The sequence below is a fragment of the Pseudolactococcus insecticola genome (genome assembly GCF_011170065.1).
In the GTDB taxonomy this organism is placed as follows: Bacteria; Bacillota; Bacilli; order Lactobacillales; family Streptococcaceae; genus Pseudolactococcus; species Pseudolactococcus insecticola.
Genome location: NZ_BLLH01000002.1, coordinates 96659 through 112506, shown reverse-complemented (window position 1 = coordinate 112506; position 15848 = coordinate 96659). Strand labels below are relative to the sequence as shown.

The 15848-nt window shown below is 43.3% G+C and carries 16 protein-coding genes; 13 read left to right on the top strand and 3 right to left on the bottom strand.

The window, feature by feature from the left end; all coding sequences use genetic code 11:
• Nucleotide 1: 1 nt before the first annotated feature.
• On the top strand, nt 2-1201 hold the full coding sequence (locus Hs20B_RS02765) for an MFS transporter (protein WP_228407444.1): 1200 nt from the start codon (nt 2-4) through the stop codon (nt 1199-1201).
• Between the two features lie 142 nt (nt 1202-1343).
• Here Hs20B_RS02765 and Hs20B_RS02760 read toward each other — a convergent pair whose 3' ends face one another.
• Nucleotides 1344-1487: a hypothetical protein gene (locus tag Hs20B_RS02760; protein WP_172355404.1), complete on the bottom strand. Its 144-nt coding sequence runs from the start codon at nt 1485-1487 to the stop codon at nt 1344-1346.
• Nucleotides 1488-1491: 4 nt separating this feature from the next.
• Between Hs20B_RS02760 and Hs20B_RS02755 the strand changes: the two genes are divergently transcribed.
• Nucleotides 1492-1767 carry a hypothetical protein gene (locus tag Hs20B_RS02755; RefSeq protein WP_172355402.1) on the top strand — a complete coding sequence of 92 codons (276 nt, stop codon included), beginning with the start codon at nt 1492-1494 and terminating at the stop codon, nt 1765-1767.
• On the opposite strand, the gene Hs20B_RS02750 is transcribed toward Hs20B_RS02755, so the two are convergent.
• Nucleotides 1713-2966, bottom strand: coding sequence for an extracellular solute-binding protein (locus Hs20B_RS02750; protein ID WP_172355400.1), 1254 nt, complete (start codon nt 2964-2966; stop codon nt 1713-1715). The genes Hs20B_RS02755 and Hs20B_RS02750 overlap by 55 nt on opposite strands.
• Before the next feature lie 300 nt (nt 2967-3266).
• Between Hs20B_RS02750 and Hs20B_RS02745 the strand changes: the two genes are divergently transcribed.
• The 7 genes from Hs20B_RS02745 to Hs20B_RS02720 all read left to right on the top strand — a co-directional run bounded on the left by Hs20B_RS02745 (nt 3267) and on the right by Hs20B_RS02720 (nt 12686).
• A complete protein-coding gene (locus Hs20B_RS02745) occupies nt 3267-5057 on the top strand; it encodes a glycoside hydrolase family 13 protein (RefSeq protein ID WP_172355398.1) in 1791 nt (596 codons plus the stop codon).
• A 21-nt stretch (nt 5058-5078) separates the two neighbouring features.
• Nucleotides 5079-6689: a glycoside hydrolase family 13 protein gene (locus Hs20B_RS02740; protein WP_172355396.1), complete on the top strand. Its 1611-nt coding sequence runs from the start codon at nt 5079-5081 to the stop codon at nt 6687-6689.
• Nucleotides 6690-6835: 146 nt separating this feature from the next.
• Nucleotides 6836-6967 (top strand): hypothetical protein, encoded by a 132-nt coding sequence (locus Hs20B_RS09790; RefSeq protein ID WP_267130152.1) that lies wholly within the window; start codon nt 6836-6838, stop codon nt 6965-6967.
• Nucleotides 6968-7110: 143 nt separating this feature from the next.
• A complete protein-coding gene (locus Hs20B_RS02735) occupies nt 7111-7671 on the top strand; it encodes a CvpA family protein (protein ID WP_172355394.1) in 561 nt (186 codons plus the stop codon).
• A 10-nt stretch (nt 7672-7681) separates the two neighbouring features.
• Entirely contained in the window at nt 7682-10018 is a 2337-nt protein-coding gene (locus Hs20B_RS02730; protein WP_172355392.1) for an endonuclease MutS2, read from the top strand.
• 77 nt (nt 10019-10095) lie between these two features.
• Entirely contained in the window at nt 10096-11736 is a 1641-nt protein-coding gene (gene pabB, locus Hs20B_RS02725) for an aminodeoxychorismate synthase component I (RefSeq protein ID WP_172355390.1), read from the top strand.
• An 80-nt stretch (nt 11737-11816) separates the two neighbouring features.
• On the top strand, nt 11817-12686 hold the full coding sequence (locus Hs20B_RS02720; RefSeq protein WP_172355388.1) for a methylenetetrahydrofolate reductase: 870 nt from the start codon (nt 11817-11819) through the stop codon (nt 12684-12686).
• 15 nt (nt 12687-12701) lie between these two features.
• Here the strand turns inward: Hs20B_RS02720 and Hs20B_RS02715 are convergent, their stop codons facing one another.
• Entirely contained in the window at nt 12702-12977 is a 276-nt protein-coding gene (locus Hs20B_RS02715) for an acylphosphatase (protein WP_172355386.1), read from the bottom strand.
• A 106-nt stretch (nt 12978-13083) separates the two neighbouring features.
• On the opposite strand from Hs20B_RS02715, the gene Hs20B_RS02710 reads away from it, so the two are divergent.
• The 4 genes from Hs20B_RS02710 (at nt 13084) to Hs20B_RS02695 (ending at nt 15808) form a co-directional block, all read left to right on the top strand.
• The gene (locus Hs20B_RS02710) at nt 13084-13827 is read left to right on the top strand and encodes a TrmH family RNA methyltransferase (RefSeq protein ID WP_172355384.1); all 744 of its coding nucleotides are present in this window, start codon (nt 13084-13086) and stop codon (nt 13825-13827) included.
• Nucleotides 13828-14018: 191 nt separating this feature from the next.
• Nucleotides 14019-14630, top strand: coding sequence for a 30S ribosomal protein S4 (gene rpsD / locus Hs20B_RS02705; protein ID WP_172355382.1), 612 nt, complete (start codon nt 14019-14021; stop codon nt 14628-14630).
• Nucleotides 14631-14772: 142 nt separating this feature from the next.
• Nucleotides 14773-15492, top strand: a complete 720-nt coding sequence (locus Hs20B_RS02700; RefSeq protein ID WP_172355380.1) for an AzlC family ABC transporter permease — start codon at nt 14773-14775, stop codon at nt 15490-15492.
• 1 nt (nt 15493) lies between these two features.
• Entirely contained in the window at nt 15494-15808 is a 315-nt protein-coding gene (locus Hs20B_RS02695) for an AzlD domain-containing protein (protein ID WP_172355378.1), read from the top strand.
• The last annotated feature ends 40 nt before the right edge of the window (nt 15809-15848 follow it).

The window sequence follows — 15848 nt, the reverse complement described above, 5'->3', positions numbered from 1 at the left end:
AGTGAAGAAGAATTTATTAGCGAAGTATTTAAGTTTGCGTGTCGCGACAACTGCGGCCAATCAAATGTTGACGGTAGCAGTAGGTTATCAAGTGTATCAGCTAACAGGCAGCAAGTTTTTACTTGGTGTGATAGGCTTGATTCAGTTTTTGCCAAAGATTATCTTTATTTTTAATGCAGGCACGATTAGCGATCGCTATGACCGCAGGCGGATTATTACCGTGACGCAAACGGCTATTTTGCTGATTTCCTTGGTATTGGGATTTGGGTCGTATTTGCAGCTCTTGCATCCCTATATTTTGCTGATAGCCGTCTTTATCTACGGGACTGCCTTTGCGATAGAAGGACCAGCGATTGTGTCACTTTTGCCCAATCTGGTTGAACGTACTGAGTTTCCGCGCGTAAACGCGATTTCGTCAAGTTTTAATCAGGCAGCGTCAATCATTGGACCAGCGCTTGCGGGGCTGCTCTATATCTTGGGAGCGGACTTTGTTTACTGGTCAATCGTTGTTTTCAACGTGATTGCGATTGTTGCGACATTTGCCATTAAGTCAACAGACGTCCGGCATAGCGAGGCCAAAAGGCAGATCCACACGTCAAATGTCAAGGCAACTCTGGAAGGTTTTCGCTATATTTGGCAAAATAAAGGCATCCTTGGTGCGCTGTCGCTGGATATGTTTGCGGTGCTTTTTGGTGGTGTAACGGCACTCTTGCCTGTCTTTGCAACAGATATTCTGCATGTCGGCTCGACCGGTTTTGGCATTTTACGGGCGGCACCAAGTATCGGTGCGGTGCTCATGGCAGTCTATCTGGCGAAAAATCCCTTGCGTCGCAAGGCAGGTAAGAAAATGTTTGCGGCCGTTGCAATTTTCGGGATCATCACGATTTTGTTTGGCCTGTCGCGAGAATTCTATCTCTCACTTGGACTCCTGATTCTTTTGGGTGCGGCAGATCAGATCTCGATGATCGTCCGCTCAACCTTTGTTCAGCTCAAAACGCCTGATGAGATCCGTGGTCGTGTAAGTTCGGTCAATCTGATCTTTATCGGTGCAAGTAATCAGCTGGGTGAGTTTGAAAGTGGGACAACAGCAGCCTTTATGGGCTTGATTCCTGCGACAATCTTTGGTGGTATCATGACACTCGTCGTTGCAAGTCTCTGGTTTGTGAAATTTGACGAATTGCGTGAGCTTGATGAGATTTGATGAGGAAATGGATAAACTATCCAGGGTGAAAAATGTGAAAATAAGTCGTGTACTCGGCATCCTAGCTATTACTTTCGCAGTGATAACCTTATCAGGCTGTCAGACGCAAGACGGATGATGCAAGTAGTGGTCAGAGGCAATTTCACTTAGTTGATAAGACAAAGGCAGTCAAGTCAACGATTGACTTTGAAACGCAAGAAACTGATAAATCACTTGTTCTGACAAAAGTGATGATAAAGAACGTCAGAACAGATGCTGCGTCAAGCATAAAAATCAGATCTGGCAAGTTGATGATTTATGTCAATCATGAGCTGGTCAGAACCATTGACGTGGCATCTGATAAGTCTGCTCAAAAAAGACTCAAAATCACTGAAAATAAAGTCAAAACTGATCAGCTGAGTTTTGTTTACGAGCTTAATCTAGAAAGTCCGACTAAAAAATGGACAGAAAAATTTACCGAAGAAAGTATAAAAATAGCACCTGCCAGTCTAGGCAAGTGCTGTTTTTATACTTATTTTTTACCAGAGATGTCTTTGACGAGTTGGTCAAGTTTTGCTTGGTACTGATCTGCTGGGATTTTACCATTATATGTGTCGCTGATGACAGCTTTTGCTGCCGGCCAGAAGCTGACCATTTCTGGAATTTTTGGCATTATGACTGAATAGTCAGGGGCACTCATTTGAACGACGGCACTTGCAAGGGCATCATTTTTAACGTAATCTTTGTTTTGGATCGCTTTGTTTGCTGGGATGATGTTACGGTTTTGATCTTTAAATTGATTTTCCTGTGACGCGGCGCTTGAGATATAGTCAGCAAGCTTGTAGGCTGCAGCGATTTGAGCTGTGTTGCCGTTTGCTGCTGCTTGGTTGACAGCATAGAGACGCACGCCTAAGAAGGCTTTTTGCTGAACTTCAGTGCCACCGATGTTCATTTTTGGATAAACTGCGATGCCAAGTTTATCTTTGCCGATAGCCTCAGCAGCTTTTGCCTTATCCCAAGGACCAGATTCAAATGCTGTGATTTTACCTTCGCCAAATTTAGAGATCAAATCATCTCCAGCTTGGACAAATCCTGGGTTTGTTTTTTGTGCTGCGACCCATTTGAGGACATTGACGCCGGCTTCATTGTTCCAGTTGGTGCCATTTAGATCTTCACCACTGTCGCCGTAGAGTTTGTCGCCTACTGACATGAAGAGTGAGCCAAATTTGTATGAATCGACATCTTTCAAGTTGGCACCGAATTTACCTTTTTCAGTGATGCTTTCGTAGGTTTTGACATCATCAGCTGTGAGCTTTGTTTTGTTATAGTAGAGGACTTGAGTCTCAATACCATAAGGAAAGGCGTAAGATTTCCCTTTGTATTGCGCACCTGAAACGGCATTTTCAGAGTCGTCAGCTGCGATTTTATCAGCGTATTTTGCTGGGATTTCTTGGATGACACCGGCATCAACTAATTGTCCAAGCTGGTCATGTGGCAGGGCAAAGACGTCAGCTGCTTTTGAGGGGTCTTTTTTGACATTTTCCTGTGCCTTAGCGGCTTCAAGTTCTTTGATTTCTACTTTGACACCTTTGTTTGCCTTTTCAAAATCTTTGACAGTTTGTGTGTAAGATTTCTTAGCGTCTGTATCTACCCAAAGTTTGACTGTCGTTTTAGCAGATGACGAAGCAGATGAGCTATCTTTTTTGTCTGAACCACACGCTGCAAGTGTTAAGGCAGCAGCACCGAGAGTGGCGCTAGTTAGCAATGCTTTTTTCCAAGTTTTCATGAAGTTCCTCCTGCGCTTAGGAAATAATTTAGCTAAAGTGTAAGCGCTTTCTTTTGTTGTAATTATATTATGCAATCGTTTTCCAAAAATGTCAAGACTTTTTGGAAATTTTTTTCTAAAAAAAATAAAGTTCTCTTAAAAACAGTTAAAATCACCATGAAACAGAAAATAATTCACAAAATACAATGCAAACGGTTGCAATATTGAGTCAATATGGTAAAATGACCTTATATCAAAAATGTAAACGATTACATCTGGATGTTTTCTAAAAATAAACAGAGTTTAAATAAGGAGAAATTTATGAATAAAGCAGCCATTTACCACCGTCCGGAATCAGAATATGCCTTTTTATATACTGCAAACGAGTTGCGTGTGCGTGTGCGCACAGCGCTTGATGATATTGCACAGATTATGGTCGTCTCAGGTGATCCTTATGATGCGCCAAATGGCGTCTGGAACAAGCAAGAAGACCTTGTGATGACGCGTGGTCTCACCACAGACACCCATCAATACTGGGAAGCCAGCTTGAATGCACCTTACAACCGTCTAAACTATGGCTTTATCATCACTGGACTTGATGGTGAGGAAACTTTTTATGGAGACCAAGGTTTTGAGGCAGTCCTTGAGGATGACGCCGCAGAATACGACAATCTCATGGGTTCAAATAGTTATTTTAAGATGCCGTATTTCCAAGAAATTGACCGTTTTAAAGCACCAGAATGGGTCAAAGAAACAGTCTGGTACCAAATCTTTCCAGAACGGTTTGCAAACGGCGATCCGTCAAATGATAATGAGGGAACTTTGCCATGGCAACCTGAGGATCATCCGACACGTGATGCCTTTTATGGCGGGGATTTACGCGGTGTGATTGACCATTTGGACCATTTAGTAGATTTGGGTGTCAATGGTATTTATTTTAATCCGATATTTGAGGCACCAACAAATCATAAATATGACACACGTGATTATTTGGCCATTGATCCGCATTTTGGTACCAAAGAAGACTTCAAAGAGTTGGTTGATAAAGCGCATGATCTTGGCATCAAAGTCATGCTTGATGCTGTTTTTAACCATATCGGTGATGAGAGTCCTGAGTGGTTAGATGTTCTTAAAAATGGTGCAGCATCACGTTATGCTGATTGGTTTCACATTCACTCATTTCCAGCGCGCTACACAGCGACTGACGATTTTGAAACGGCGCGAGATGCGACTTATGAAACCTTTGCTTTCACACCTCACATGCCTAAACTCAACACTGCAAACCCTGAGGTTCAGGACTATTTGCTCAATATTGCAACCTACTGGATTCGTGAGTTTAACATTGATGCTTGGCGCATCGACGTGGCAAATGAAGTCGACCACCATTTTTGGAAACGTTTTTACAAGGCGGTGACTGCGCTCAATCCTGACTTTTATGTTTTGGGTGAGATTTGGACGAGCGCCCAATCGTGGCTGCGTGGGGATGAGTTTAACGGCGTCATGAACTATGCTTTTACAGGCTCTATCGTGGACTATTTTGCGAGACGCAAGATTTCTGCTGAAAAAATGGTCAGCAACCTCTCAACACAGCTTATGCTCAACCGGGATCAAACGAATCAGATGATGTATAACCTGCTAGATTCTCACGATGCGCCACGGATCTTGAGCGTTGCACAGGGCAATAAAGACGTGGTCAAGCAGATGTACGCCTTCATGCTTTTGCAGCAGGGGACGCCAGATATTTACTACGGCAGCGAGTACGCCATGGCTGGCGAGCAGGACCCTGACAACCGCAAACCGATGGAGTGGCGCAAGGAAAAGCAGGACCACGACATGTACCAGTTTATGAAGAATCTGATAGCACTGCGTCGTAGTCATGTTGGCCTTTTGGTCAATGGTAATCTGACTTTTGACGTCGAGGTTGAATCCGACATCGTAAGCTTTACACGAGCGCTTGGAGAAGACTATATCACTGCAGTTTTTAACGCGGGAGAGAGAGCGTTTAGTCTGCCAGCTTCGCTTGAACTCACAGAAAATCAGATTCTTTTGAGCAATGGTTATGCAGATCAGAGTATCCGTTCTGACGGATTTGTCGTGTTTGCCTCAAAATGACAGACTAAAAGGAGTAGCTAAATGACATTTGAAAAAAAGTGGTGGCAGACTGCTGTTGTGTATCAAGTCTATCCCAGAAGTTTTATGGATTCTGACGGGGACGGGATTGGTGACATCAAAGGCATCACAAGTAAGCTTGACTATCTGGAAAAGCTTGGTATCACAGCAATCTGGCTGAGTCCGGTCTATGCAAGTCCTATGGCTGATAATGGTTATGATATTTCAGATTATGAGGCGATTGCTGGCATTTTTGGCGATATGGTAGACATGGATGAGCTCTTAAAGTCAGCTGAAAAACGAGGTATCAAGATCATCATGGACCTGGTTGTCAATCATACGTCTGACGAACATGCCTGGTTCATCGAAGCACGCAAGTCGCAGGATAATCCGTATCGGGATTATTATATTTGGCGTGATGAGCCCAATCAACTAACATCAGCCTTTTCTGGCTCTGCTTGGACGCTTGATCCGGCAACAAACCAGTACTATCTGCATCTATTTGCAGATAAGCAGCCTGATCTCAACTGGGAAAACGAAAAAGTCCGCAGGGCAGTCTATGACATGATGAATTTCTGGATTGACAAAGGCGTGGGCGGTTTTCGCATGGACGTGATTGATTTGATTGGTAAGCAACCTGATCAGGAAATTACGGCAAATGGCCCGCAGCTTCATCCTTATCTAAAGGAGATGAACCGCGAGACTTTTGGAGATAAAAACTTGCTGACTGTCGGGGAAACATGGGGTGCGACGCCAGAAATCGCAAAGCTTTACTCAGCGCCAGAACGCAATGAACTGTCAATGGTTTTTCAGTTTGAACATGTCAGCTTGTCACATGCGCCTAATGCACCTAAATGGGACGTCATCGAGCTAGATCGAAAAAGGCTCAAAACGATTCTCTCGAAATGGCAAACTGAATTACCACTAGGCTCCGGCTGGAATTCACTATTTTGGAATAATCATGATCTGCCACGTGCCATCTCGATCTGGGGAAATGACGGTAAATACCGTGTTCAGTCAGCAAAGGCTTTTGCAATCTTACTGCATCTCATGCGAGGTACGCCGTTTATCTATCAGGGCGAAGAAATCGGCATGACGAATTTTGACTTTACTGATATCTCGCAAGTTGCGGACATTGAGTCGCAAAATATGTATGCTGAGCGGCTTGCTGCGGGATATGAGCCAAGTGACATCATGGCGAGTATTCGTGCGGTTGGTCGTGACAATGCGCGCACGCCGATGCAGTGGGAAAATGCTGAAAACGCAGGTTTCACGTCAGGGAAACCTTGGCTTGCACCCAATCCAAACTCTGCTAACATCAATGTCAAAGACACACTTTCTGACAAAGATTCGATTTTTTATACTTATCAAAAATTGATTGCTTTGCGAAAAAGTGCAGAATGGGTGGTTTATGGTGATTATGAATTGCTTGAGACGTCTGACAATGTCTTTGCTTACCTCAGAAAATATGAGGGTAGAAAATACCTTGTCGTTGTCAACTTTTCTGACGAAATTGAAAGGTTCACGAGTCAATTGACACCTGGAAAAGGCGTCATTGCCAACCGTCAAATCCCGTCAGAATTGCGTGATGTCGTGCTCAAACCATGGGATGCGTTTTCAGTCGAAGTCGTGTGACAATGACATATATCAGAACAACTGGTCGTTTGTCAGACCAGTTTTTTTGTATCAAAACTGGGACGTTTTTGTCAGAGCTGTGATGATTGTTGTACCATGGAAATAGAAACAAATCAAGATTGGATTTGATAGCTAAGGAGAGAACTATGGCAATGACACAAGTACGAGAATCAATTCCGCTTGATATGGGAGTTAAGATGACAAAAACAGATAAGATTTTGCTGCAACGTGAGATTGAAAAGCTTATCGTTCTTGTAAACAAGGAACGTGTGAGTTAGCCTTTTAAAACATCCTACACTTTAAATGTGTGGGTATTTTTATTTTCTAGAACCAGCAAGCTATGTTCCCGCTATATCCTTAAAAATAAGACTAAAATTGCCATGATTCGGCAAGAAATAAGCTTTTATGGTATAATATTCCTATGATTATCACGATTTTAATTCTCGCTTTATTAGTCTGGGCTTTTTTGATTGGCTACTCGCGAGGCCTTGCCCTGCAAGGATTTTACACGGTAGGCTCGATTGTTGCCATTATGATTGCAAGTGCCGGCTACCAAGCGCTCGGCAAAAAAATAACGCTCTGGGTGCCATTTTCCTCAGCAACGCCTGATAGTAAGCTTGCTTTTTATCCGGCTAAATTACTTTTTGAGATTGATCACGTCTTTTATGCGGCGCTTGCTTTTTTGATGATTTATGCCCTGACTTACGCTATTGTGCGCGTGATTGGCATCTTTTTGACCACACTTGACAGCATGATTATCCTTGACAAGAAAGGCAATATTATCGCAGGTTTTTTGTCAGTTTGCTCGGTCTATTTTGGTGTGTCGCTCGTCATGATGACGTTGTCTACCATCCCTGTGATCACGGTGCAGGACCATTTATATGCAAGCGGACTCGTCCGCTTTATGATAGGACAAACCCCCATTTTCTCAGGCTGGTTGAAGGATATCTTCATCTCTAAAATCACGCAGATAACAGTTTAACGATATAAAAATGAATAAAAAAATACTGGAAATACTCGAATTTGACAAGGTCAAATCGCAAGTCTCACAAGAGTTGAGTACGTCTCAAGGTTCTGATGAACTTGAAAATCTTACACCAATCACGGACAAAGTCCGCATACAACGATGGTTTGATGAACTCTCAGAGTTCGCCCTAGTTGTCCAAGAAAATGGTGCTGTGCCACTGTCAAATACAGCAGATCTGACGGAAATTCTTCGTCGCATTGAGCTCGACGCAAGTCTTGCCAGTCAAGAATTTGCCAAAATCAAAAAAGTACTGCGTCTGGCAAATGAAACACGACGCTTTTTTGAGCAGGCGGTCAACGTCAGTTTTCCGGTTTTGGCGCAGACTTTGGATAAATTTGTCGATGTGGCCTATCTTTTGGGGCTTCTCCAGGTCATTGACTCAGCGGGAGCGCTTGTTGATACGGCGTCTGACAAGCTTTTTAGCTTACGAGAGTCCATCAAAAAAAGTGATGCAGATGTCAGAAAAATCTTGTCAGAAATCCTGTCCAAATCCCAGTCTAGCTTGACTGAGAGCATTATCACCATGCGCCAAGGTAGACCAGTACTTGCCGTTAGAAGTGACAGCAAAAATAAGATTCCAGGCGTCGTGCATGATATGAGTGCATCAGGTCAAACCTTTTATATCGAGCCAAATCGCGTAGTTGCGCTCAATAATGACGTTGCGCAAAAAAGAATCGAAGAAAAAAATGAAGTGGCACGGATTTTGCGTGAGCTTGCGGAGCGCATCAAGCCACACGTGCCAGATATTCGTCAGAACACTTGGCTGATTGGTCAGATTGATCTGATCAATGCCAAATATCGCTATCAGTTAGCGACAAAGTCAAGTGTGCCAAGCATTTCTGAGCACAAGGCAATCAAACTTTACGCCGCACGTCATCCGCTAATAGATCCCAAAAAGGTCGTTGCAAATGATCTGATTTTTGATCAGAATCTAGACACCATTGTCATCACCGGGCCAAATACGGGTGGTAAGACGATTACACTAAAAACGCTAGGACTAGCTCAGCTTATGGCGCAGTCTGGTCTGCCAATCTTGGCTGAAATCGGCAGCCAAGTCGGCATTTTTAACGAGATTTTTGCAGATATTGGTGATGAGCAGTCGATTGAGCAGAGTCTGTCGACATTTTCTAGTCACATGACGAATATCGTCAAGATTTTGGATGCTGTTGACACGCACAGCCTCGTGCTTTTTGACGAACTTGGCGCGGGGACAGATCCCAAAGAAGGTGCTGCGCTTGCGATTTCAATCCTTGATTATCTCAAGTCAAAACAGGCGAAAACGATGGCCACGACCCACTATCCTGAGCTCAAGGCTTATGGTGTAGAGTCTGAGCGTGTTGAAAATGCTTCTATGGCTTTTGATTTGGCGCATTTTAGACCGACTTATCAGTTGGTTCAAGGTGTGCCAGGACGCTCAAGTGCACTCGAGATTTCACGACGTTTGGGCTTGCAAGCTCAGATCTTGGAGGAAGCGTCAGGCTTTCTGACAGAAGATGAGCATGATGTCAACGTCATGATTGCCTCGCTTGAAGCCAAAAATCGTGACATGACAGCGTCTGTTAATAAGATCAGAACACTCGAAAAAGACAACTATCTACTCTATAAAGAACTTTCAAAGTCCCTCGAAACATTTACCCGCGACCGTGAAAAAGAGCTCAATAAAGCAAGAATTGAAGCACAAGATATTGTCAAGGTCGCAGTTGACGAGGCAGATAGCATTCTTAAAAATCTCAAAGATAAATCTTTGTTAAAACCACATGAAATCATTGATGCCAAGCATCAGTTGGGTGAGCTTGCGCCAAACCTTGTTGACTTATCTCAAAATAAAGTACTGAAAAAAGCCAAGGCAAAACGTGGTCTCAAACCGGGTGCAGAAGTGCTCGTACTGTCTTACAATCAGCGAGGGAACCTGATCAGACTAGCCAAGGACGGTCGCTGGGAGGTGCAAATGGGCTTGATTTCAACCAAACTATCAGAAGATGAATTTGAGCCGATTGAACCCGAAGAAGAAACGAAAAAAACAAAAACAAAAGCCGTGAAAAAGACGGTTTCGACAGGTATTCGTGCGCAGCTTGATTTGCGTGGCACGCGTTATGAAGAAGCTAAAAAAATGCTTGATGACTATATAGACCAAGCTTTGCTAGCCAATCTGCATCAGATTACCATTGTCCATGGCATCGGGACAGGCGTTATTCGTGAAATGGTCCGTGATTATCTGCAACGCTCACGGCACGTTAAATCCTATGAATACGCGCCACAAAACGCCGGTGGTAGCGGTGCAACGATTGCGACCTTGCGGTAAATAATGAGATGGAAAACGCTGACTTGGCGTTTTTTCGTGTCAGAAAAGGCCTGTTATTTTGGTATAATAGAGCTATTATGATGATATATGATGAGATGCAGTTTGAGCAACCTGTTGCGACTTTGATTGCTTTTGACAGCACTGGTGTGATTTCGGCTCTGGCTGAAATGGCAACTTGGCAGAAAACGCATTATTTGCTTGGCTACATGCGCTATGAGGCACGGCACGTTTTTCAGGGTGAAGAGTTTGTGTCAAAGCTGCCCTTGCTCTATTTTCAGGTGTTTGAAAGCTACCGACCTTATGCTCGCAATCCTCACAGCAATCCTTTAACTATTGACTTGCAACCACGGGCTCAGCTGACTTTTTCAGACTATTCGTCGGCTTTTGATGCTATCAAGGCCGAGCAGCGCGGGGGTAATACCTATGAGGTCAACTATAGCTATGACTATGCGGTTGATTATGAGGAGGGCGATGAGCTGGCGCTTTACGAACAGTTGCTGATGCGTCAGAAAACGTCTTATACGGCGTTTATCCAGAACGGCTACGAGACTATGCTGTCTTTTTCGCCTGAGTTATTTTTTGAGATTTCAGATCGGCACATCACGACACGGCCAATGAAGGGGACAGTTAAGCGTGGCAAATCTCTTGAAGAAGATGCGCAGTTGATTGATTTTCTGAAAACAGACGAGAAAAATCGAGCGGAAAATGTCATGATCGTTGATCTCATGCGAAATGATCTAGGTAGAATCGCTGAAACTGGCACGGTTAAAGTTACAAAGCTTTTTGATGTTGAAACACATCCGACGGTGCATCAGATGACCTCACAAATAGAAGCTGATCTAAAAGAGAATACTAGTCTATTTGACATCTGTCAGGCGCTCTTTCCCAATGGCTCTGTGACAGGTGCACCAAAGCTTTCAACCATGGCAATCATTGATAAACTAGAACGTGGGAGTCGCGATATTTACTGTGGTGCGATAGGGTTTCTAAGCCCCGAGCAGACGATTTTTAGTGTGCCAATACGCATTTTGCAGCGGAAAAAGGGACAAAAAAGTTTCAAATATCGAGTTGGTGGTGCGATTGTTTGGGATTCTGAGGTCAAAGATGAATGGCTGGAAACGCAAAATAAAACGGCTTTTTTAGAAAATGACTTGCAGATTATCGAAACGTTCAAACTAGAAAATGGCAAAGCCTTGATGAAAAATGAGCATCTGGCACGTTTGAAAAAATCAGCTGAGTACTATGGTTTTGCCTATCATCCTGAACGAGTTGAGGCAGCTATTACAAAACCAGAGAAAAGCTCTGAAATTATGCGGCTGGCACTGAATCATGACGGGACTTTTGAGCTGACTTATCGTGCGGCAAAATCATTTTCAACTGTCACGATTTCAGAGCATATTGTCGACAGTCAGGCGGACTTTCTCTATCATAAAACAAGTAAGCGCCCATACTTTAAGGCTGGTCAGGATGAGCTTTTTTTCAATGAAAAAGGTGAATTGACTGAGATGTCACGGGCAAATATTGTGCTTGATTTAGCTGGAGAACTTGTCACACCACCGGTTACAAGTGGTTTATTACAAGGACTCTATCGTGAAAAATTACTTGCATCTGGCAAAATCACCGAGCGGATTTTATATCGCGAGGATTTGCTAAAGGCTGATAAAATATACTGTTGTAACAGCATTCAGGGATTACAGGAAGTCATTTTGTTACAGTAAATTTGATATAGTTAAAAGCTATAACGAAGTTATGAAATTAACAAGGGCTCAAGCCTAAGAAAATCTGGTAAAATAGACTTATGAAAATTACGGACATTTATAAAGAAAAAAACAAGGCCAATAAATCAGTTGTCTCACTCGAGATCTTCCCACCGAAAACGGATGCAGGCATCGAAACCATCTATAATACCGTTGCTGGACTGACACGAAAGCCGGATTTTATCAGTGTGACTTATGGTGCCATGGGCAGCTACGGTCGTGAAAATAAAACGCTTGAGATTGCTGAAAAGATCAAAAAAGAGTATGCCATCGAAACCATGCATCATTTGACGTCTATCAATAATAATCCTGAGCAGATCACGGAAATTTTACAAGAAATCAAGTCGAAAAATGTCGAAAATATTCTTGCGCTTCGTGGAGACGTGCCTGTTGGTGCGCATCGTGAGGATTTTCCTGATGCCTATCATTATGCCTATGAGCTGATTTCGGACATCAAAAAAGCCGGCGATTTTGATGTCGCGGCAGCCATTTATCCTGAAGGACACGTGGATAGCCCTCTGGAAGTTGAAAATATTGAGCACGTCAAACGTAAGTATGACGCGGGTGCTAACTTTTTTGTGAGCCAACTTTTCTTTGACAATGACAAATTTTTGAGGCTCAATGATTATGTTAAAAACTCAGGCATCAAAGCACCGATTGCCGCAGGTATCATGCCAGTGCTGCAAAAATCACAGGCTGAGCGGATGATTTTCTTTGGTGCCAGTCTGCCAACTCGCTTGATTAAGATTATCAATAAATACAAAGAATCGCCCGATGATCTGCGTAAAGCAGGCATGGATTACGCATTTGAGCAGATTGATGATTTGCTGTCGCGTGGCGTTGACGGGGTACATATCTATACTATGAACAAGCCTTTTGTCGCCAACCAAATGATGGATAAATATCTGTGAGCTGGCATTTTCAGATTAGTTTAGCATGGAAAAGTCGTCGAAGTCAGAAAAGTTTGCAAGGGTCACATCCAGATAGTCAACACGGCCAAATCGTGTCGGTGACTGACGGATTTGTTTGATGAAAGTTTGCATGGTAAGCGTCTCGTCAGACTGTGCCTGAATGCTGACTGTGCCATCAAGTTCATTTTTGACCGTGCCCTTGATGCCTAGTTTATTTGCCAGCTGAAAAGTCGCATAGCGAAAGCCAACGCCCTGAACCTTACCACTTGCAATCATAGTTACTTTTTTCATGTTTTCTCCCGTTCTTTTTCGTTCTGAGTCAGATTTAGTAGACGTTCCTTGCTTAAATTATACCAAAATTTCTGATTGTCGCAGATTATTATGCTAAAATAAAGCTATGATAACTATTGCCTCAAAAGATAATACGCGGATCAAAAACGCTAAAAAACTTTATAAAAAAAAATATCGCAAGGACTCCTACTTGATTGAGGGCCTGCATTTATACGAGGAAGCAAAGCAGGCAAATGCTCAGTTTCGCCAGATTTTCGTCACCGAAAAATACGCGGCTATATCGAGCCCGATTGCAGTGACCGTGGTTTCTGACGACGTCATGCGCGAGCTTTCTGATGCCGATACGCCGCAAGGCATTGTCGCAGAAGTCCTTTATAAGGCGCCACTAAGCCTGCCTGAAACCCTTGATAAACTGTTGATATTGGAAAATGTTCAAGATCCCGGAAACGTCGGCACCATGATCAGAACGGCTGATGCGGCTGGATTTTCTGGCGTCGTTCTGACGGCAGGAAGCGCTGATAGCTACTCGCCAAAAGTTCTGCGCACTATGCAGGGCTCGCATTTTCATTTGCCGATTTTTCAGGAAAATGATGCTAAAGCTTTCTACGCAAGGCTAAAAACGCAGCATATGACAATCATTGCGACCACATTATCTGATAGATCGGTTGATTATCGGACGATTTCAAAACCTGATAAATTCGCTCTTGTTATGGGCAATGAAGGCGCAGGTATCACTGATGAGACGGCTAGACAAGCAGATATTTTAGCACATATCAACATGCCTGGTGCCGCAGAATCTCTGAATGTTGCAGTTGCTGCAGGAATTATGATTTTTTCCTTGACAGACTAGCAAAATCATGATAAACTTAATAAGTTGAAATAATGCAGCCATGAAATAAGGCGTCGTCAACATTTTAGATAAGATGTTTCAAAATTGGCATCAAGCTCGAGTAACCAAAGCTGTGAGGCGAATCTAAAATGCACGAACCTGAAGTTCATCCAAGTTATTTCTTCAAATCATATTTTGAAGGAGACATATACATGTCACGTTACACAGGTCCATCATGGAAACAATCACGTCGTCTCGGCGTATCACTTACAGGCACTGGTAAAGAAATCGCACGTCGTAACTACGTACCAGGTCAACACGGTCCAAACAACCGCTCAAAACTTTCTGAGTACGGTTTGCAATTGGCTGAAAAACAAAAACTCCGTTTCACTTACGGTATTTCTGAACGTCAATTCCGTAACTTGTTTGTTCAAGCAACAAAAGCTAAAGAAGGTACACTTGGTTTCAACTTTATCCTTTTGCTTGAACGTCGTCTTGACAATGTTGTTTACCGTCTCGGTCTTGCAACAACACGTCGTCAAGCACGTCAATTCGTCAACCACGGTCATATCTTGGTAAACGGATCACGTGTTGACATCCCATCATACCGCGTTAACGTTGGTGATGTGATTTCAGTTCGCGAAAAATCTATCAAAGTACCAGCAATCCTTGAAGCGGTAGAAGCAACACTTGGCCGTCCATCATTCATCACTTTTGATGCTGACAAGCTTGAAGGTACATTCGCACGTCTTCCAGAACGTGACGAAATTAACCCAGAAATCAACGAAGCCCTTGTCGTTGAATACTACAACAAACAAATGTAATCACAAGGAAGCGTCAACCTTTATATCAGGTTTGGCGTTTTTTTATTTTTAAATCTAGTATTGATCGGCTGTAATCTCCAAAATGACACCCGAAATCCCGCAAATTTTGCTATAATAATAGCAGGATATTTCAGGAGGAGCTATGACAAAACAGTACAAGTTTGCAGATGGTGTCAGGTCTGCTATTCCCGTTAGTCTGGGGTATATCAGTATTGGTGCGGCGTTTGGCATTGTTGCTGCTGCACAGTCATTTAGCGTCTGGCAGGTGTTGTGCCTGTCTATTTTTTTGTATGCAGGCTCTGGCCAGTTTATCATTGTTGCCATGATGGCTGTTAAAGCGCCGGTTTCATTGATTGCCATGACCATTTTTTTGGTGAACTTTCGCATGTTTCTGCAAAGTCTGACGGCAACGCAGATTTTCCCACATCAGACGCTTGCCTCTGGCATTGCCATGGGTACGCTAATGACTGATGAATCTTTTGGTGTTTTGAGTATGGCGCACGCACAAAAATTGCCGATTACGGTGCCCTGGATGCAAGGGGTCAATGTGATGAGCTATCTGACGTGGATTTTTGCGACGGTCGCAGGTGCAGCTGTTGGCACGCTTATCCCTGATCCTGAAAAATTTGGGCTCGACTATGCGCTTGTTGCCATGTTTATCGGTCTTTTGGTTCTGACGGTTGACGCCATGCGAAAAACTGAAAAATTGCGGCTTATTTTGGCTGTAGGTCTTGTTTCGATTATCTGCTATCTTCTGACGGCAATTATTGCGTCAAGCTATGTTGCTGTCCTTGTTGCGACGGTAATAGGCGCACTAGTCGGTGCCGTTTTATCAGCACCACAGCATGAAAGGGGAACATGATATGTATTTTTATATCGCCTTAGCCGCTGCGGTAGTGGTCACATGGCTACCACGGATTTTACCATTTCCACTAGCCAAACTCATCGTTTTTCCAGCATTTTTTAAACGATTTCTAAACTATCTGTCCCTATCTATGATGACAAGCCTACTTGTTTCCGAGCTGTTTATCACACACAAAAACAGTCTACCCACGTTAGATTTACTGCGATTTTTGGCAATGATTCCTGCCATTCTTGTAGGCGTCATCCGAAAATCACTCATGTTAGCTGTTCTGACGGGCGTGATTGCCATGGCAATCTTACGACTTCTGACGTAACTCACAAGATTTAGCTGAAAATAGGTCCTAGGACCTATGA

Coding starts and splice junctions, on each gene's coding strand:
- Hs20B_RS02695 (WP_172355378.1), top strand. CDS start 15,494: ATGTATTTTTATATCGCCTTAGCCGCTGCGGTAGTGGTCACATGGCTA.
- Hs20B_RS02735 (WP_172355394.1), top strand. CDS start 7,111: ATGATTATCACGATTTTAATTCTCGCTTTATTAGTCTGGGCTTTTTTG.
- Hs20B_RS02720 (WP_172355388.1), top strand. CDS start 11,817: ATGAAAATTACGGACATTTATAAAGAAAAAAACAAGGCCAATAAATCA.
- pabB (WP_172355390.1), top strand. CDS start 10,096: ATGATGATATATGATGAGATGCAGTTTGAGCAACCTGTTGCGACTTTG.
- Hs20B_RS02755 (WP_172355402.1), top strand. CDS start 1,492: ATGATTTATGTCAATCATGAGCTGGTCAGAACCATTGACGTGGCATCT.
- Hs20B_RS02700 (WP_172355380.1), top strand. CDS start 14,773: ATGACAAAACAGTACAAGTTTGCAGATGGTGTCAGGTCTGCTATTCCC.
- Hs20B_RS02715 (WP_172355386.1), bottom strand. CDS start 12,977: ATGAAAAAAGTAACTATGATTGCAAGTGGTAAGGTTCAGGGCGTTGGC.
- Hs20B_RS02745 (WP_172355398.1), top strand. CDS start 3,267: ATGAATAAAGCAGCCATTTACCACCGTCCGGAATCAGAATATGCCTTT.
- Hs20B_RS02740 (WP_172355396.1), top strand. CDS start 5,079: ATGACATTTGAAAAAAAGTGGTGGCAGACTGCTGTTGTGTATCAAGTC.
- rpsD (WP_172355382.1), top strand. CDS start 14,019: ATGTCACGTTACACAGGTCCATCATGGAAACAATCACGTCGTCTCGGC.
- Hs20B_RS02750 (WP_172355400.1), bottom strand. CDS start 2,966: ATGAAAACTTGGAAAAAAGCATTGCTAACTAGCGCCACTCTCGGTGCT.
- Hs20B_RS02710 (WP_172355384.1), top strand. CDS start 13,084: ATGATAACTATTGCCTCAAAAGATAATACGCGGATCAAAAACGCTAAA.
- Hs20B_RS02730 (WP_172355392.1), top strand. CDS start 7,682: ATGAATAAAAAAATACTGGAAATACTCGAATTTGACAAGGTCAAATCG.
- Hs20B_RS09790 (WP_267130152.1), top strand. CDS start 6,836: ATGGCAATGACACAAGTACGAGAATCAATTCCGCTTGATATGGGAGTT.